General features: G+C 72.5%; 17 protein-coding genes. 6 read left to right on the top strand and 11 right to left on the bottom strand.

The annotated features are described in order from the left end of the window. Window positions 1–2: 2 nt before the first annotated feature. From BN6_RS17135 to BN6_RS17105, 7 genes are all read right to left on the bottom strand, one after another. A complete protein-coding gene (locus BN6_RS17135; protein WP_015100945.1) occupies window positions 3–419 on the bottom strand; it encodes a RidA family protein in 417 nt (138 codons plus the stop codon). Continuing rightward, a complete protein-coding gene (locus BN6_RS17130) occupies window positions 416–1,675 on the bottom strand; it encodes an ATP-grasp domain-containing protein (RefSeq protein WP_015100944.1) in 1,260 nt (419 codons plus the stop codon). The genes BN6_RS17135 and BN6_RS17130 overlap by 4 nt, the downstream gene beginning before the upstream one ends. Before the next feature lie 643 nt (window positions 1,676–2,318). Next, window positions 2,319–2,768: a pyridoxamine 5'-phosphate oxidase family protein gene (locus BN6_RS17125; RefSeq protein WP_015100943.1), complete on the bottom strand. Its 450-nt coding sequence runs from the start codon at window positions 2,766–2,768 to the stop codon at window positions 2,319–2,321. 208 nt (window positions 2,769–2,976) lie between these two features. Further along, complete coding sequence (locus BN6_RS17120; RefSeq protein WP_041313027.1) at window positions 2,977–3,846, bottom strand: LLM class F420-dependent oxidoreductase; 870 nt, start codon at window positions 3,844–3,846, stop codon at window positions 2,977–2,979. 50 nt (window positions 3,847–3,896) lie between these two features. After that, window positions 3,897–4,127, bottom strand: a complete 231-nt coding sequence (locus BN6_RS17115; RefSeq protein ID WP_015100941.1) for a hypothetical protein — start codon at window positions 4,125–4,127, stop codon at window positions 3,897–3,899. A 46-nt stretch (window positions 4,128–4,173) separates the two neighbouring features. Further along, window positions 4,174–5,694, bottom strand: a complete 1,521-nt coding sequence (locus tag BN6_RS42055) for a serine/threonine-protein kinase (RefSeq protein WP_015100940.1) — start codon at window positions 5,692–5,694, stop codon at window positions 4,174–4,176. Window positions 5,695–5,807: 113 nt separating this feature from the next. Beyond that, window positions 5,808–6,344, bottom strand: coding sequence for a TetR/AcrR family transcriptional regulator (locus tag BN6_RS17105; RefSeq protein WP_015100939.1), 537 nt, complete (start codon window positions 6,342–6,344; stop codon window positions 5,808–5,810). Window positions 6,345–6,505: 161 nt separating this feature from the next. Between BN6_RS17105 and BN6_RS17100 the strand changes: the two genes are divergently transcribed. Then, a complete protein-coding gene (locus BN6_RS17100; RefSeq protein ID WP_015100938.1) occupies window positions 6,506–8,053 on the top strand; it encodes an MFS transporter in 1,548 nt (515 codons plus the stop codon). Between the two features lie 96 nt (window positions 8,054–8,149). Here BN6_RS17100 and BN6_RS17095 read toward each other — a convergent pair whose 3' ends face one another. Continuing rightward, window positions 8,150–9,058 carry an NADP-dependent oxidoreductase gene (locus BN6_RS17095; RefSeq protein ID WP_015100937.1) on the bottom strand — a complete coding sequence of 303 codons (909 nt, stop codon included), beginning with the start codon at window positions 9,056–9,058 and terminating at the stop codon, window positions 8,150–8,152. 385 nt (window positions 9,059–9,443) lie between these two features. Here BN6_RS17095 and BN6_RS17090 point away from each other — a divergent pair, with 385 nt between their 5' ends. Continuing rightward, entirely contained in the window at window positions 9,444–10,124 is a 681-nt protein-coding gene (locus tag BN6_RS17090; RefSeq protein WP_041313022.1) for a papain-like cysteine protease family protein, read from the top strand. 12 nt (window positions 10,125–10,136) lie between these two features. After that, complete coding sequence (locus BN6_RS17085) at window positions 10,137–10,943, top strand: hypothetical protein (RefSeq protein ID WP_015100935.1); 807 nt, start codon at window positions 10,137–10,139, stop codon at window positions 10,941–10,943. Here BN6_RS17085 and BN6_RS17080 read toward each other — a convergent pair. Next, window positions 10,889–11,860, bottom strand: a complete 972-nt coding sequence (locus BN6_RS17080; protein ID WP_015100934.1) for a helix-turn-helix domain-containing protein — start codon at window positions 11,858–11,860, stop codon at window positions 10,889–10,891. The two genes, BN6_RS17085 and BN6_RS17080, sit on opposite strands and share 55 nt — an antisense overlap. 505 nt (window positions 11,861–12,365) lie before the next feature. Between BN6_RS17080 and BN6_RS17075 the strand changes: the two genes are divergently transcribed. Then, the gene (locus BN6_RS17075; protein WP_015100933.1) at window positions 12,366–14,120 is read left to right on the top strand and encodes a serine/threonine-protein kinase; all 1,755 of its coding nucleotides are present in this window, start codon (window positions 12,366–12,368) and stop codon (window positions 14,118–14,120) included. A gap of 69 nt (window positions 14,121–14,189) precedes the next feature. Continuing rightward, window positions 14,190–15,005 carry an SAM-dependent methyltransferase gene (locus tag BN6_RS17070; protein ID WP_015100932.1) on the top strand — a complete coding sequence of 272 codons (816 nt, stop codon included), beginning with the start codon at window positions 14,190–14,192 and terminating at the stop codon, window positions 15,003–15,005. Between the two features lie 98 nt (window positions 15,006–15,103). Here BN6_RS17070 and BN6_RS17065 read toward each other — a convergent pair whose 3' ends face one another. Continuing rightward, on the bottom strand, window positions 15,104–15,853 hold the full coding sequence (locus BN6_RS17065) for a lytic polysaccharide monooxygenase (protein WP_015100931.1): 750 nt from the start codon (window positions 15,851–15,853) through the stop codon (window positions 15,104–15,106). A gap of 473 nt (window positions 15,854–16,326) precedes the next feature. On the opposite strand from BN6_RS17065, the gene BN6_RS17060 reads away from it, so the two are divergent. Continuing rightward, the gene (locus tag BN6_RS17060; RefSeq protein WP_041313019.1) at window positions 16,327–17,241 is read left to right on the top strand and encodes a hypothetical protein; all 915 of its coding nucleotides are present in this window, start codon (window positions 16,327–16,329) and stop codon (window positions 17,239–17,241) included. A gap of 83 nt (window positions 17,242–17,324) precedes the next feature. On the opposite strand, the gene BN6_RS17055 is transcribed toward BN6_RS17060, so the two are convergent. After that, window positions 17,325–17,744 (bottom strand): hypothetical protein, encoded by a 420-nt coding sequence (locus tag BN6_RS17055; protein ID WP_015100929.1) that lies wholly within the window; start codon window positions 17,742–17,744, stop codon window positions 17,325–17,327. Between the last annotated feature and the right edge of the window lie 39 nt (window positions 17,745–17,783).

The raw sequence follows: 17,783 nt of genomic DNA, 5'->3' as shown, positions 1-17,783 counted from the left end.
GCTCACTCCCCGGAACGCGGCAGCACGGCCATGACCTCGACCTCGATGACGGCCTCGGGCAGGAACAGCGCCGAGACCTCCACCGTGGTGCTGGTCGGCAGCTGCTCGGGGTCGAGGAACCGGCGGCGCACCTCGCCGTACTCGGCACGGGTGCCGATGTCGGTCAGGTAGGTGCGGATGTTGACGATGTCGGTGAACTTCGCGCCGTGGGCGTCGAGGATCTTGCCGATGATCTCGAAGATGCGCTCGGACTGGCCGCGGGTGTCGTGCGGGGCGACCACGTTCAGGTCGTCGTCCACCGAGCACTGGCCGGACAGCAGCAGGATCGTGCTGTCGCCGACCTCCAGCCGCACCACGTGCGAGTAGCGGCCGGGCGGCGGGGCGGGGACGCCGGCGGGGTTGTCCACGGTCTTCTTCATCGGGTGTTCTCCAGGGTGTTGTAGACCAGGTCGCGGGCACTGTGGACGGTCCGCCGTCCGGAGAGGTCGAACTCGTGCACGATCGCGTCCAGCAGCGTCTCGACGACGGCGGCCAGGGCGTCGTGGTCGGGGGCCTCCACCGAGACCAGGTTGAGGTCCTGGGTGCCGAACCCGCCGACCGCGTCGCCGCGCCGGACGAACGGGGTGAACCCGACCAGCCCGGGGACGTCGGCGAGGTCGGCCTGCCGGCAGACCCGGGTGACGACGCCGGCCTCGACCGGCGCGGGCGTGGTGAACTGGAAGTAGATCCGGTCCGGTTCGACCGGCGGGAGGTCGACCGGCTCGCCCAGCGCGAGTCGCGCGCCGACGTCCACCAGGTCGATTCCGGCGGCGTGCCGGGCCAATTCCGGGATGAACCCGCCGACCCGCCCGTTGACCTCGATAATGCGCGGTCCGGCCGGGGTGAGCTTTATTTCCGTGTGCAGAATGCCCGAGTCGACGCCGAGCGCCTTGACCGCGCCGTCGGCCAACGCGCGCACCTCGTCCTGCGCGGTGCGGTCGAGCCGGGCCGGCCAGAATTGGCCGCACTCCCGGAACGGCGGGGCGAGCCGGAGTTTACCGGTGACCGCGAGGTGCGTGACCGCGCCGCGCTGGACCACCGTTTCCACCGAAACGTAGTCGCCCCACGGCTCCGGGACGACGATTCCGGGTAAATACTCCTCCACCACGACCACGCCTTCTTCGGCGATGATCGGGCCGACGATCCGGCGACCGGCGTCGGCATCGCGCACCAGCACGGTGTTGCGACTGGCGACCCCGCGCTCGGGTTTCACCACCACCGGCAGACCGGTCCGGGCGAGCGCGCCCGGCCAGTCGGCGAGGTCGGTCAGCGTGACCGACACCGTCCGGTCGACGCCGGCTTCGCGCAATCGCCTGCGCTGCTCGGCCTTGCCGGTGAACAGCCGGACGGTCCGCGCGTCGTGGAACGGCAGGCCGAGCGCCGCGGCCAACTCCGAGGTCGCACCCAGCATCGGCTCGCTGAAGGTCTGGATCCCCGCCGGTCGGTGGGCCAGCAGCCGGGCCGCCAGGTCCTCCTCGGCCAGGTCGTGGACCGCCAGGCAGGACTCGGCGAACAGCGGGCGCATCCGCCGGGCGTGCTCGGACGGCGCGAGCACCACCAGCAGGGGAACGGAGACCCTGCGCAGGATGTCGACCGGTGAAACAGCACCTTTATCGTAAACAACGACCAAAGACATCGTCAGTCCCCGTGTCCGCGGCTCGACCTACCCCAACGCCCGGGACCCACCCGCGCAACCCACACCCACAACACGCACTTTTATGAGCGCAACACAAATGATCACATATCTCCCAGCCGGCGGTCCCCGGTCGACGTACCCCGGGTAGCACGCTCATTCCCCAGTGAGCAGGCGGGACGCTATCACGGCGGTGAAGAGCGCTACAAGGGTCCACCACGACTGGTCCGAATGGTCGCATCGACGCGGACGATCAGGTCAACCGCGGACTTCGAACAACCGTATTGCGCAATGCCCCGAACTGCGGCAACAGGCCCGCGCATTTCACCGGAACCACACCGAAGATCACTCATGAACTGGCGCCTCGACAGATACCGGAACCTATCGCCGAATCAGCTCGTCCGGGCACCGCCGACCGGATACGCCATCTTTGGGAGATCCACGCCACATTTGCCGTGAACTGTCGGATATAGATCGCACCTGGTGAAGGGCAAACATGGGATGCCTCGGCCGGTGCGGGCCGCGTGACCGTCCTGTCCGGACTCGGCCACCGTCCTGCCCGGACAACGCGGACGGTGGGCGCGCGGGCACCGGCCCGTGCGCCCACCGGACGAGTCGGTCCCGGGCGGCGGGCTCGTTCTTTCCGTCAGGCGGTGGGCGTGAGTTCGCGGCCGGGCAGCCAGCCGTTGGGCAGGTCGGTGATCCGCCACGACGTCACCGACAGGCGGACCGCCCGGATCGGGTACGCCAGGAACGGCGCGGCCTCGGGCACCTTGGCCACCAGCCGCTCGCGCACCCGCGCGTCCCACTCCCCGTCGACCACCTCGGCCACCGCCCGCGCCTGGAGGAACGGCTGCGCCGGGGAGCCGGTCGACACGACCAGCGCCACCACCGGGTTCTCCCGCACCGCGGCCAGCGTCCGACCGCTGTCCTCCAGCACGAGCACCAGGGTGAAGGTGTCGACCTCGGCGAAGTAGACGCCACCCACCCAGGGGCCGTCGCCACCGGACGTGGCCAGGTACATCGACTTGTGCGCGGCCAGCGTGCCGCGCACCGCGGCTTCCACTTCGGACACGGTCGATTCGGTGGTGGACATGGGTGGATCTCCTCGGCGCGGTGTGGTTCGGGAAAGCCCGTCACCGACGTCGGTGACGGGCGGCCAGGTCACCACACAGCCCTGCGGAATCCCTCGATCGAGGAGCCCGACGCGCCAGGACACCACCCGTTCGGACGACTCCCGGCGGAACGCCAAAACGCCCCCCGCCGGTCCACTGCGGACCGACGGGGGGCGTTCTGGCGAGGACTTACAGGTCCTTGAGGCGCGGCACCAGCGGCGCGGCGACCTGCTCCACCCACCGCGCGGGCGCGTCACCCGGCGGCACGAGGATCACCGTGTCGATGCCCAGTTCCGCGTAGTCGGCCACGTCGCGCACGAAGTCGTCCAGCGTGTCGACCTCGGGCGCGGGCCGGTAGGTGAGGGTCTTGTCGATGGTGGCGATGTCGCGCCCGAACGTGTCGCAGTGCCCGCGCAGCACGTCGAGCTTGTGCCGCACCTGGTCCTTGTCGCCGCCGAACAGGTTGCAGGCGTCGGCGTACTGGGCGACCATCCGCAGCGTCTTCTTCTCGCCCCCGCCGCCGATCAGGATCGGCGGCCGGCGGATCGGCTGCGGCGAGCAGAGCGTCTCGGCGAGCCGGTAGTGCTTGCCCTCGAAGGCCCCGTTGTCCTCCGGGTCCCACATCTGCAGGCAGATCCGCAACGCCTCCTCCAGCCGCTCGAACCGCTCGGCCACCGCCGGGTACGGCACGCCCAGCCCGAGGTGCTCGCGCTCGTACCACGCGGCGCCGATGCCGAGCTCGGCCCGGCCGCCGGAGAGCACGTCCACTGTGGACACGATCTTGGCCAGCAGGCCGGGGTGCCGGTAGGTGACGCCGGTGACGAGCAGGCCCAGCTGCACGTCGGTGGTGTGGGCGGCGAGGAAGCCGAGGGTCGTGTAGCCCTCCAGCATGGGGTCCGTCGCCGGCTTGAACCCCTCCATCTGGAAGAAGTGGTCCATCACGGACAACCGGGCGACGCCGGCGGCGTCCGCCGCCTCGGCCACCCGCGCCAGTTCGGGCGCGATGCCGGCCGCACCGGTCGGGACGGTGAATTCGATGACGTGGATTCCCAAGCGCACCCCCGCAGCCTAAGAGCTGGAGCGCACTCCAGCACAAGGGGCGAAGTGGGTCAGTCGGCCGGGCCGCGCACGGTCAGCACGACCCGCAGCACGTGCTCGACCGCCGACGGGAACAGCGCGCCGCGCAACTCGCCCCTGCTGGCCAGGTTGCGGGAGGCGAACTCCAGCACCCGGTCGGAGCCCATCCGCCGGACGGTCAGCGCGGCGACCTCCTCCAGGTCGACCTCCGGGTGGTCCAGGCGGGTCAGGGCGAACTCGACCACCAGTTCCTCGTCGGTCACGCCGGCCCCCTCTCCACTCCACCGAGCCTGATCAACGGCGAGGCGGTCAGCGGGTGCCCTGGCACGCGGTGATCAGCGCGTCACCATCGGTGGCGATCTTGTCCAGCATCGCCAGGAACTGCTCGCCGTCGCCGGTCAGGCCGTGCCCGAGCGCCGTGGTCAGGTCGGTCGCCATGCTCTCCACCGCCGCGCGCACCTCGGTGTTGGTCGCGGCCCGGCCGGCCGCGGCGAGACCGGTCGCCAGGTGCTGCAACCCGGCCACGCCGGAGGTCCAGTCGCCGCTGCGGGGCAGTTCCTTGAACGCGGTGATGCTCTCGATGGCCTCCGCGCAGCCCGCGGCGAGCGTGTCGACGGGTGTGGCCGGCGGCTCGGCCGTGGTGGTCGCGACCGTCGTGGTGGTCGCGCCCGCGTCGTCGAACAGGCCGGTCGCGGTGTCCCAGACCTTGCCCGGACCGAGGGCCAGCACCAGCAGCGCGGCGGCGATGATCGCGAAGCCGGTGAACAGCGCGCCGCGCCCGCTGCCGTGGCCGGGCGGCGTCCGCGTGGAGCGGTAGCCGACCTGGGCGGGCGGGTACGCCGCCGGGCGGTGGTCGACCCGGGTCCCGTCGAAGCCGGTCGGCGCGTGGTCGACCCTGGTGCCCGAGCCTGCGGTGACGTCCGGGGCGGCGGTCGTGGAGCGGTGGGCGGAGGCGTCGTAGGCGGGCAGGGACGCGGCGACCGGCGCGGGTAGCCAACGGCCCGGCGACGCGGGCCCGGCCAGTCCGGCGACCTGCGCCAGCACCTCGCCGGGCGACGGCCGTTCGGCGGGCTCCTTGGCCAGGCAGCGCAGCACGAGCGGCCGGATCCGCTCGGGGCAGCCCGCCAGGTCCGGCGGCTCGCCGAGGATCCGGAAGAACATCGCCTCGCGGTTGCCCTCGCCGAACGCGGACCGGCCGGTGGCCGCGAAGACCGCCAGGTGACCGAGCGCGAACACGTCCACGGCGGGCGTGACCGACCGCCCCCGCACCTGCTCCGGTGCCATGAACGCGGGCGTGCCCACGCTGATCCCGGTGCGGGTCAACGACGTGGCCGCCGCGGCGTGGGCGATGCCGAAGTCGATGACGCGGGGCCCGTCCTCGGCGAGCAGCACGTTCGCCGGGGTCAGGTCGCGGTGCACGACGCCGCTCGCGTGCACCGCCACCAAGCCTTCGGCGACGCCGGCAAGCAGCCGGAGCACGGCGGACTCGGGGAACGGCCCGTGCTCGTGCACGGCGTGCCGCAGGGACGGACCGGGCACGTAGGCGGTGGCCAGCCACGGGAGCGCGGCACCGGGGTCGGCGTCCACGACGGGCACCGTGTACAGACCTTGAACGCGTTGGGCCGCCGCCACCTCCTGCGCGAACCGCCGCCGGAACTCCTCGTCCTCGGCGTGCTCGGACCGCACGACCTTGACCGCCAGCGCCCGACCGCCGGGGCTGAACGCGAGGTAGACCCGCCCCATCCCGCCGACGCCCAGCCGGGCCCGCAACACGTACCCGCCGACCTCGCGCGGGTCGTCGGGGGTGAGCGCGGTGAATCCGCCGGACATCCCCACTCCCCCGCCATCACCGGACGTGAACGCTCGACTACTCGCGAAGTGTACGGGCCCGCGCCCCCGTTCCGGGGCCTCTCGACCGAACCCGGCGGACCGCCGTTCGCGCCTCAGGGGCGGGCGATCCCGCGCAGCACCAGGTCGGTGATCATGGTCGTGAAGTCCCGGGACGCCGCGCGGCCCGCCTGGATCGACCACGCCGCCCCGACCACCAGGCCGTAGAACGCGTCGGTCAGCCACGCGGGGGTCAGGTCCGGGCCGAACTCGCCGGTCTCCCGGCCGCGCCGGAACAGCTCCACGATCCGGGCGTCGATGTCGACCCAGGCGTCCGGGCCCTGCCCGGGGTCGATCTCCTGGCTCTGCGAGTAGAGCAGCGCCAGGTACGGGGCGACCGGTTCGCAGGCCGCGACCAGGCGGCGCAGCGCGTCGGCCGCCGGACCCTCGTCGAGGTGGGCGGCGTCCAGCGCCTCGCCCAACTGCTCGACGGCGAGGTGCTCCAGGGCCGTGAGCAGCGCACCGCGCCCGGCGAAGTGGCGGTGCAGCGTGGCGCGGCTGACCCCGACGGCCTTGGCCACCTCGTCCTGGGTGGCGTTGGGACGTCGACCGAGGAAGTCGGCTGCCGCGCGCAGCATCTGCTCTCGACTCATCGTCACGGCGTCAGTGTAGGGCCTCGACCCGGGACCGTCTTGAACGAGAAACCCTCATCTCTCCTGAGACAAAAACGTCTCACACGAGGTACAGTCGGTTCGCGACCGGGACCCGCTCGGCCGCGCGCACCCCCGCGTGCCCGAGTCGAGGACCGAACCCCATGCGCACCACCCCGCTGCCCCGCGCACAGGCGGAGCACCACCGGCCGGCCGGGCGGTGGCCCGCGCTCGGCGTCCTCGTCCTGGCCGTCATGATGGTGGCCGTCAACGGCACGGTCCTCGCGCTGGCCACCCCGTTCCTCAGCGAGGACCTCCGGCCCACCGGCACCCAACTGCTGTGGATCGGCGACGTCTACGCGTTCGTCCTGGCGGGGTTGCTGGTCAGCATGGGCAGCCTCGGTGACCGGATCGGCCGCAAGAAGCTGCTGATGATCGGCACCACGGCGTTCGGCCTGGCCTCGCTGCTGATCGCCTACGCGCCCACCGCCGAGGCGCTCATCGCGGGCCGCGCGGTGCAGGGCATCGCCGGTGCCACGCTCATGCCGTCCACGCTGGCGCTGGTCCGCAACATCTTCCACGACCCGCGCGAGCGCAGCACGGCCATCGGCATCTGGGGCGCGGCGCTGTCCGCCGGTGCCGCCGCGAGCCCGCTGCTGGGCGGCTGGCTGCTGGAGCACTTCTGGTGGGGCTCGGTGTTCCTGATCAACGTGCCGCTCGCCGCGCTGGTCGTGGTCGCCGGTGTCGTGCTGCTGCCCGAGTCGAAGAACCCGGCGCCCGGCCCGTGGGACCTGCCCAGCGTGCTGCTGTCGGTGGTGGGCGTGGTCGGCATCGTCTACGCCATCAAGGAGTTCGCGGTGCACGGCCCGCGCCCGGACGCCGTCGTCGCCGCGCCGGTCGGCCTCGCCGCGCTGGTGCTGTTCGTGCGGCGGCAGGTCGCGCTGCCCTCGCCGCTGATCGACGTGCGGCTGTTCCGCAACCGCGTGTTCACCGGCGTGGTCGGCGCGAACCTGCTGTCGATCTTCGGCCTGTCCGGGTTGATCTACTTCCTCTCGCAGTACTTCCAGCTCGTCCGGGGCTACGGTCCGCTGCACGCGGGCCTGGCCGAGATGCCCGCCATGGTGGCGTCGATGGCGGTGGGCCTGCTCGCCGGGTGGACGGTCCGCCGCACGTCCGTGCGGGTGGCGATCGCCGGTGGTCTGGGGCTGACCGCGGTCGCGATGCTGGTGCCGGCGTTCATCACGCCGACGTCGGGCTACCCCGCGCTGGCCGTGTCGCTGTTTCTGATGGGCGGTGGCACCGGCCTGACCTTCACCGCCGCGAGCGACCTGGTCCTGTCCAGCGTCCCCAAGGAGCAGGCGGGCGCCGCGTCGGCGGTGTCGGAGACCGCCTACGAACTGGGGATGGCGCTGGGCATCGCGGTGCTGGGCAGCCTGGTGATGGGCGTCTACCGGGGTTTCGAGGTCCCGGCCGGCACGCCGCCGGAGGTGGCCGAAGCCGCCGGCCACTCGCTCGGCGGAGCGGTGCAGGCCACCTCGGCCCTGCCCGCCGACCTGGCGGCGACCGTGCTGACCGCGGCACGGGCGGCGTTCACCGACGGCTTGGCCGTCGCCTCGGGCATCGGCGCGGCCCTGCTGTTCGCCGCCACGGCGATGGCGTGGTTCATGCTCAAGCCACGCTCACCCGAGAACACACTGAACACCCCCGCCTGACCCTTGGGTGGTGGCGGTCGAAGCCACCGCGAGCGGGCCCTGCCCTCGGTGGGCCGGCCGAACTCGGCGGGCACCGCGCTCGGCTGCCGGCGCGGCTCAGCCGCGCACGTCGAGGGTGATCTTGCCGCCGCTGTGGCCGGTGGCGCTGTCGTCCTGGGCGCGGGCGGCCTCGGCGAGTGGGTAGGAACGGGCGTGCCGGACCACCAGCCGGCCGGTGGCGGCCAGGTCGGACAGCTCGGCCAGGACGCCGGCGTTCTGGTCGCCCGGTTCGCCGCCGGAGAACGGGATGCCCAGGTCGAACGCGGCCAGGTCGGCCAGGGTGAGGATCCGGTCCTTGCCGCCGCGCAGCTCGATCGAGTCGGGCAGCGCGCCCTTGCCCGCGGTGTCCAGCACGGCGTCGACCTGCCGGGTGACCGCGCGGACCCGCTCGACCAGGCCCTCGCCGTAGCGGACCGGGGTGGCCCCGTAGGACCGGATGACCTCCGCGCTGCTCTCGCCACCGGTCCCGATCACGGTCGCGCCGCGGGCGACGGCGAGCTGGGTGGCCAGGCCGCCCACCGCCCCGGCCGCGCCGTGGATGAGCAGCACGTCGCCCGCGCGGACGTCGAGCAGCCGCAGACCGCGCAGCGCGGCCTCGCCCGCGGCCGGCAGGGCGGCGGCGTCGTGCCAGGTCAGGACGTCGGGCTTGGCCACCACGACGGAGGCCAGCGCGTACTCGGCGTACGAACCGGTCCGCGCCCAGCCGAACACCTCGTCGCCGACGGCGGCCGGTGCGCCGTCGCCGACCGCGTCCACGACGCCGGCCAGTTCCAGCCCCGGCCGGTGCGGCAGGGTCAGCTTCACCACGTCGGCCATCGCCCCACCGCGCAGCTTCCAGTCGAACGGGTTCACCCCGGCCACCCGCACGGCGACCCGCACCTCGCCGGGGCCGGGCTCGGGCAGGTCGACGTCCCGGAGGCGCAGGACGTCGGAGCCGCCGTACTCGGCGAATTCGATGGCGCGCATGGAGGTCCTCTCGACGGGCGGGCGGTGGCGATCATCCTCGCGCGACGCCGCCGACCCCGCGCGGGCGGCCGGGCGCCGGGCACCAGCGCAGCACGCCCCCGGCACGGTCGCCAGTCGACCGGAGCGCCGGCGTTCACAGCGGGGTGAACGGCCGGTGAATGTTCTCGCGCGGACCGCCCGCCGATCCGCCGGCGGGAGCCGGAGGAGCAGTCATCGCTCGTTCCCGCCCCGCCCGACCGGCGGTGAACGATCACAGCGCGGCGGCCCGGGAACCCACCGGCCGTTGTCCGCCGGGGAAACGACGCGCACGGTAGTGCCGAGTCGACCGTCCCGCCGGCGGCCGACCCGCCCGCACATGTCTTCTTCCCCTGCAAGGAGAAAACTCGTGGACCGGAAATCCATCCGACGGGGGCTGCCCTGCCTGCTCGCCGTCGCCGCCGCGTTCAGCGCGTCGGTCGCGTTCCCGTCCCTGGCCACGGCGGCCCCCGCCGACCAGGGCACCCCGCACGGCCTGATCAAGACCGAGGACCACACCGAGGTCCGCGAGATCACGCCGGTGGTCGCCCCGAAGACCTTCAACGCCCTGGCGTCGAAGCGGCTCAACTACACCCAGCAGGTCCAGCAGCAGAACCAGTGGTGCTGGGCGGCGACCGGGGCCAGCATCGAGCAGACCCTCGGCGTGACGGTCAGCCAGACGGCGTTCTGCGCCGCGGGCAAGGGCTCGTCGGGCGGCTACTGCCCGAACCAGCCGGCCCAGATCCCGGAGATCGTGCGCGGCTTCCGGGGCACCGGCTTCAACGCCCAGGACGCCCGGGGCACGATCAGCTTCGCCTCGATCACCCAGCAGATCGACGCCGGCATCCCGAACCTCACCGGCATCTACTGGACCTCCGGCGGCGGGCACGCCGAGGTGATCTACGGCTACGACACGACCAACCAGTCCATCCTCGTCGGCGACCCGTGGCCGACCTACCAGCGCTACCAGACGTGGTCGTACAACCAGTACCGGAGCAACGCCAAGTTCCGCTGGAACGACACCATCGTCAACATCACCAAGGCCCGGTAAGGGGTTGAGGTCGTGATCTGCCGGAAGCTGTCCCTCCTGACCCTGGTCGCGCTCGCCCTGGCGCTGTCCGGCGCCACGGCGTCGGCCGGCGAGGCGATTCCCCCACCCTCTCCGGAGGATTTCGCCGCCGCGCTCGACGCCGCCAAGGCGCCGGCCGCGATCAGCTTCGCGAAGACCAACTTCCGGCAGGTCCACGGCACCGAGCCGGCCGCCGTGACGGTGGCCGACCACGGGGTCGCCGCCTACGTGCTGAACCCCGACTTCGTCCGGGGCGTCCCGGACGCGCCGGCCGGGGTCCTCCAGTACATCGCGGTCACCGCCACGGCGGACGACGGCAAGCGCGTGACCCTGCGCGCCGACCCGCAGGAGACCGGTGGCTGGACCGTGGGCAGCGTCTTCTCCGGCGACGACGAGGAGACGCTGAGCCGACGGCTGCGACGCGGCTCGGTGCTGCTCAACGAACCGCAGATCAACGGCTGGTACGAGCTGGACCAGACCGGGGTGGTGCTGTTGCAGGCGAGCCTGCCGCAGTCGCCGGTCGGCACGTTCGTCCCGATCGCCGAGTACCAGGAGCAGGTGCGGGCCCGGTACGGCGACAAGCTGCCCGGCTCGGACTACCAGAAGGACAAGGGCATCGGGTTCCCCCAGCAGGACGCCGCCCCGCCGGCGGCGACGGCACCGCCCGGGACGACAGGGCTCGGGTGGCCGATCGCCGGCGCGGCGGCCCTGGTGGTGCTCGCGGCGGCCCTGGTCGTGCGGCGGCGCTACTCCCACAGGAAGTCCACGCCCGCGAGCGAGGACTCCAGCCCTTCGAAGTAGGCGCACGCGAAGCCGTTCGGCGCGCACAGCAGGTTCTCGCTGACCGTGGGGGCCAGGCCCTCGTGCGCCCGCTCGACCCTCGTGCAGCGCACCGGCAGCATCGACGGGTCGAAGTACAGCCGGATCAGGTAGTTCCGCATCCGGCCGCGGATCACCCGGTAGAACGTCGGCGCGCGCACCGGCGTGCTGAACGCCAGGAAGAAGCTGAAGATGTGCACGTCGCCCTCGGTGAGCTTGCGGTCGAAGAGGACCTCGAACACCATCCCCGCCGAGGACGGCCGCTTGCGCACCCGCCCGATGCGGCACCCGTCGCCGGCCAGCACCCGGGCGGTGTCGATGTCGGCGTCCGGCTCGCTCTGGTGGGTCACCACGAACCCGTCCGGCCCGGACCGGCGGGCGCGCACCGCCATGGTCGAGGAGATCTCGGCGATCTCGCCGGCGGCGGTCAGCCGCACGTCGTCGAACACCGTGGCGACGTCGAGGTCGGCGTTGCACGGGCTGCCGGACACGCCGTCGAACTCGGCCAGCAGCGCGTCGGTGCCCGCCCAGGTCTCGGTGAGCTCCGGGATCGACGGGACCCGCTGGTCGAGGTCGGCGGTGCGCTGGTGCGGCCCGATCAGCACGACGAGGCTGTCCTCGGGGAGTTGCAGCACGCGTTCCAGCGCCCGCACGGTGTCCAGCGCGCGTGGCACGGTGGGGTGGCGCAGCCCGCGCTGCCAGTAGCTCAGGGTGGACTGGGCGATGGTGATGTCCTGCGATCCGAGGTGGGCCCGCAGCCGGGACAGCGACAGCCCGCGCCGCCGGATCGCCGTCGCCAGCGCGCGGTCGAACGGGCCGTAGCGCAGGGCCTGCGCCAGGTCGGCGGGCGGGACGGGAGCCGGTTGGCCGCCTGCGAGCACTGGAACCTCATGATTCATGGGCGATACCTCGCGCTGCCGCGTCGTCGCAGCCTGAAACCCGGGCTTTACGCACTGTAAGCACGCGCGCGGGGCTCGGCCACCTACCAAAGTCGGGTGCGCCGGTGTCGGGTGTTGCCGGCGAGAACTGGGTGCGCGCCGGAATTCCGAGTCCACCTCACCGATATTTGCCGTGCCGCACAACAGTTTGTCCGGTATGACGGATACGCTCCGCACGGTTGTGACCGCACCAGCCGTCCTAAGTAGATGATCAAGTCGGTGCGTAGTGCCTGCCTCTCCGAGGTTTTCGGGTTTAACAGGTTGAGGACGAAACGACCAACCGTCGCCATGCCTGTCCACACAGGACAGTGCTGGACCTCCGCCCTTCGCGAACCACCGACGTGTCGGATTGTTGAACAATCGGTTGTCGGCCGACTTCACCGGAGCGACGCCGCCGATCGGGGGAACCGGAGGCCGGGCCCGCACGTCGACTGGGAACGGAGCCACCGGCGCACGCGAGGGAGTCATGGACGAGTCGTTCGGCCACTACGTGATCGGTGAGCTGCTGGGGCGCGGCGGCATGGGCGAGGTGCACCGCGCCCACGACACCGCGCACGACCGGGTGGTGGCGCTGAAGCGGCTCTCCCCGGCGCTCGACGACGAGGAGTACCGCGCCCGGTTCCGCCGCGAGGCGCGGATCGTGGCCCGGCTGCGCGAGCCGCACGTCATCCCGATCCACGCGTACGGCGAGATCGACGGCCGGCTCTACCTGGACATGCGGCTGGTCGAGGGGCAGGACCTCGGCGAGCTGTGCGCGGCCGCGCCGCTGTCGCCCGAACGCGCGGTGCGGATCGTCGCGCAGGTGGCCGGCGCGCTCGACGCCGCGCACGCGGACGGGGTCGTGCACCGCGACGTGAAGCCGTCGAACATCCTGGTCACCCCGGACGACTTCGCCTACCTGGTGGACTTCGGCATCGCCCGCGACCTGCTGCCCGGCGGAGCCGACGCGACAGCGTCCGGCGTGCTCGTGGGCACCCTGGACTACATGGCCCCGGAGCGGTTCGCGGGCGGGGTCGTGGACGGGCGGGCGGACGTTTACGCGCTGGCGTGCGTGCTGTACGCGTGCGTCACCGGGCAACGGCCGTTCCCGGCGGACGGGGTGGCGGCGCAGATCTGGGCCCACCTGCACAGCGCACCGCCGTCCGCCTCGCGAACCACCCCCGCGGTGCCGGCGGCGGTGGACGACGTGATCCGGCGCGGCATGGCGAAGGACCCGGCGGACCGCCACCAGACGGCCGGCGCGTTCGCCGCCGCGGCCACCGCCGCCCTGACCGCGCCCCGCCGGACCCGGCCGTCCACACCCACCGGCGGACCGTCCACACCGGCCGGCCAGGTCTCCGGCCCCACCGGGACGCGCCTCGGTCCACCAGCCGACCAGCCCGGACCGCACCGAAGCAGACCGGCACCGCCCATCCACCACTCCGGACCGACGAGCGGACCGCTCCCCCGCCAGTCCGCACCGCAGGTCCCCCCACCCCAAGCTCCGCACGCGTACCAGCCCTCATCACCGAGCGCGGCACGGCGGACGCGCGCGCCGTTGATCGCGGGTGCGGTGGCGTTGGTGCTGATCGTGGGGCTGGTGGCGTGGTCCGCCTCGTACTGGTCGACGGGCAACCAGGCCGGCGCGACGACCACCACGACCCCCGCCCCGACCACCAGCGAGGCCGACGCGACGACCACCGAACGGCAGACGACGACCGACCGGAAGCCCACCACGACCACGCCGCAGGTCAGCGCGGACGAGGTGACCCTCCGGCAACGCCTGCCCGAGGTCTACCGCGACAACGCGTCGTGCGTGACCGACCCCGACCGGGGCACGGGTGCCACAGCGGGCGTCGTGTGCACTCAGGCCGACTCCGCGCACCCGCTGTTCCCGCCCCCGCAGCGCGCGGTGTTCCGGCTGTTCGCCGACCGCGCCGCGCAGGACGCGTTCTTCCAGGGGATCGTCCAGGCCAACGGCATCCCCCGCGACGACGACTGGGGCGGCTGCCGCCCCAAGACCCAGCCGCCGCACTACGCGTTGTACTACCGGGACACCAGCGGGCCGCTGGCCGGCGAGTTCACCACGTGCTTCGTGAAGGACGGCGTCGGCCAGGTGTGGTGGGTGGACACCCGCACGTCCACTGTGGGTGGTCTGCTGTCCAGCGCCGCGACCGGTCCGGACGAGCTGGACAAGCTCGGGTACTGGTGGAACAGCATGATCTTGGTCGCCATGGGCTGACCGGAAACGTTCCCGGCGGCCTAGGCTCGGGGTCCCCGCAGTCACCCCCCAGCCCAGGAAGGCCGGCACATGACCTCCTTCGAGCCGCGCAGCGATCTGGACCTGAACGTGCCGTCCGCCGCCCGCGCGTACGACTACTTCCTCGGTGGCGCGCACAACTTCGCCGTCGACCGCGCCTTCGCCGACCAGGTGCTCCAGATCGCGCCCTCGGTGCCCGCGGTGACCCTGCTCAACCGGGCGTTCCTGCGCCGGGTCGTGCGGTACTGCCTCGACCAGGGCATCCGCCAGTTCCTCGACCTCGGCTCGGGCATCCCGACCGTCGGCAACGTGCATGAGATCGCCCAGCAGGTCGACCCGGCGGCGCGCGTGGTCTACGTCGACTACGAGCCGGTGGCCTACGCGCACGCCAAGCAGCTGCTCTCCGGCAACCCGTTCGCGGCGATCATCCAGGCCGACATCCGCGAGCCGCGGCAGATCCTGGACCACCCGGAGACCAAGCGGCTGATCGACTTCTCCGAGCCGGTCGCGGTGCTGATGGTCGGGGTGCTGCTGTTCATCTCCGACGACGACCGGCCCGGCGACCTGGTCGCCGCCTACCGGGAGCGGCTCGCGCCGGGCAGCCTCGTCGCGCTCTCGCACATCGCCAGCGAACTCGCCCCGCCCGAGCTCCAGGCCGAGGTGGCGCGGCTGGTGCAGGCGTACGCGGCGGCCGACGAGTACGTGTACGTGCGGACCCACCAGGAGATCCTGGCGTGGTTCGACGGCATGACCCTGGTGGAGCCGGGCCTGGTGTGCCTGCCGGACTGGAGCACCGACGGCCGGCCCGAGGACGAGGACAGCGTGGCCCGCCCGCTCGGCTACGGCGGCGTCGGCCGGGTGGGCTGAACCCGACCCGGACGACGGGACGCCCCCGACTCGCGTCGGGGGCGTCCCGGGTCAGGACCGGGGCCGGTGCCGCACTCCCGCACCGGCCCGGTCACGGCCTACAGCCGCTGCCAGAGGGAGGCCACGTTCGGCGGCTCCCAGCCGGTCAGCGAGGTGTGGCCCTGGATGCAGCGGAACGACGAGCCGCCGTAGGTCACCTGCGAACCGGCCGGGTACGTCACGCCCGCCGCCCACGGACCCGTCACGGGCGGGGTGGTGGTCGTGGTCGTGGTGGGCTGGGTCGTGGTGGTGGTGGTCGTCGTCGGGGTGGTCGTCGGGCCGGGGCCACCGGGGCCGACCTGGAGGTCGACGCAGTTGTAGAACGCCATCGCGGTGTCGGCGATGTTCCAGATGGCCAGAAGCTTGATGCGGCCGGTGCGGCCGCCCAGGCTCACGGCGTGCTGGACCGTGCGGCCCGGCTGGCGACCGTGGTCGTTGAACTCGGCGATCTTGCTGCCGCCGACCCAGTACTGCCAGGTGCTGGTGGAGTGGTTGGCCGTGATCAGCCAGTTGAAGGTGACGTTGTCGCCCACCGACGCGGCGGGCCACGCCTTGCGGTCGTCGTTGAGCGGGGCCCACCGGGCGTCGCCGCCGTGGCAGTTCTGCTGCCCCTTCGGGCCTTCCACGCTCGGCGGCTCGTAGATGATGTCGCCGCAGTTGGAGACCTTGCCGGCGGCGCAGTTGGCCTGCCGGCTGGGCGGCGAGGTGATGTAGCCGTGCGCGTTGGCCGTGCCGGCAGACACCACGACGATGAACGGGGCGATGCCCACGCCGGCGAGTACCGCCGCGAGCTTCCGTTTCAGACTCATTGTCCAGCTCCTTCGGAGGAACCCCAAGGGGGGTTTCCCTGGGCAGGGTCCAAATCCGCGGCGACCGGATCGGCCGGCCGCGACCACCCGCGAGAGGGCAGCCGAGGACCGGCAAGTGGTCTAGACCATAGCCGTGAAAGTCGTCCGGGTCAAGATTGCGAAACCCACTGGTCCGACCGGCGCAGACCCCCCTGTTCCACGCGGCTGAGCAGGGATTACGTGGCCCGGGGGAGGGTGCCGGGCGGACGTGCCCGACGCCGGGGTCACGGTCAAGGGTGCCACTTCCACCCAGCGGCCGGCAGCAGTGCGCGGGCGTTAACAGCAGTGTCTTCTTAACCGGGTACCCGCGCGGTGCGGTGGCGTTCCCGGTGCGCGACCACGAACCCGGCGACCGGGAGGCGTGTAACGCGCCTCCCGCGGCGGAAGATCATCCGGGTGACCGACTCCGCCGACCGCGTCATGACGGGAAAGCATTGCCTCCCCTGGAAGTCAGCACCGGCACGTTCCACCCCGCGCGCTTCGACCCCTACGCCGAGGAGGGCCAGGTGGGCGCGAAGGTGTCGCTGGAGTACCAGCCCTCCACCTTCAAGATCAAGAACCTGTTCCCGGACTACCTGCCCGGCTCGCCGGCGGTGTTCCACCTGCTCCAGATCGTGCGCGAGGTCCGGCAGCAGGGTCAGAACCTCGGGGTGCAGCCCGTCAACGGCAACATCGGGTACGCCGAGCGGTGCGTCCCCGGCCACCTCCAGCACGCCGGGTGGGCGCTCGACGTCGACCTGATCACCAAGAAGCCGGTGCGGGCCGCGTACCGGAAGATCGCCGCCGCCCGCAAGGACGCGCTGACCAACCCGGTGCAGCACGCCGCGGACTGCCAGGCCCAGCTCACCGTCGACACCTCGCTGGTCGACGGCACCGTGGGCCCGAGCGGCGTGCTGGCGAGCCTGGACTACCGCTACTCGCAGCAGCGGCTCACCGAGACCATCCCGCTGTTCACCGCCCAGGAGGAGCAGACCGGCGGCAACGCCCTGGTCGTGACCGACTGGAAGGCCGCGCCCAAGCAGACCCGGGCCACGCTGCGGGACAACCCCAGCGCGCCGATCAACTCCGACGTCCTGGGCATGGACTTCCAGACCGCCGTGCTCCTCCAGTACCAGACGAACAACGGCTGGAAGAACAAGTACGTCGTGGTCGTCTCCTGGGGCTGGGCCCGGGACGCGGGCAAGAGCCTGGTCCGGCTCCGGGAGGTCGCCACGCTGACCGACCGGACCGGCCTCACCCCCGAGTTCCTGGCCGCCCGCACCCAGTGGAACGGCCTGAGCGTGACCGACCCGGCCAACCCGAACGCCGGGCTGCACCCGGTGATCCCGATGCCCGACCACGACGTCTGACCCGCCCGACCGCCTGACCGCCCGACGGCGTGACCGGACCGACGGCGTGACCGGCCCGCTTGACCGGACGTCGGGGGCGTGGCCTACACCGTGCACCAGCAGTAGAGCCGCTCCCCCGCGTCGCGGGCCCGCCGCGCGAGGCCGACCAGGTCCACCACGACCTCTTCCAGCCCCTCCGCGCCCGCCAGCTCGTCGGTCGCCGCCCAGCGGACCGACACCGCCGGCACGTCCTCGTCCGGCACCGCCGCCAGCGCGTCACGGGCCGCCGTCCCCAGTTCGAACACCCAGGACTCCGCCGTCGAGGGGTCGGCCGGCCACACCACCCGCGACCCCGCCGTGCCCGGGTCCCACCGCGCACCGCGGACGAGGGCGACGAGCTGCCCGAAGCAGACGACCGGGTCGATCCCCTTCAGCTCGACGCCGTCGAAGGCGCCGTGCTCCCCCAGCGCGCGCACCACGGCCGCCGCGTCGGCGGCGCGGAAGTAGTCGGTCAGCACACCCATCGGTCTCTCCCCTTGGGTTCTCCCCCACAGATTCCTCCA

The sequence above is a fragment of the Saccharothrix espanaensis DSM 44229 genome, assembly GCF_000328705.1.
GTDB lineage: Bacteria > Actinomycetota > Actinomycetes > Mycobacteriales > Pseudonocardiaceae > Actinosynnema > Actinosynnema espanaense.
The sequence above is the reverse complement of the archived record's forward strand: the minus strand, read 5'-3'. Positions and strand labels throughout refer to the sequence as shown.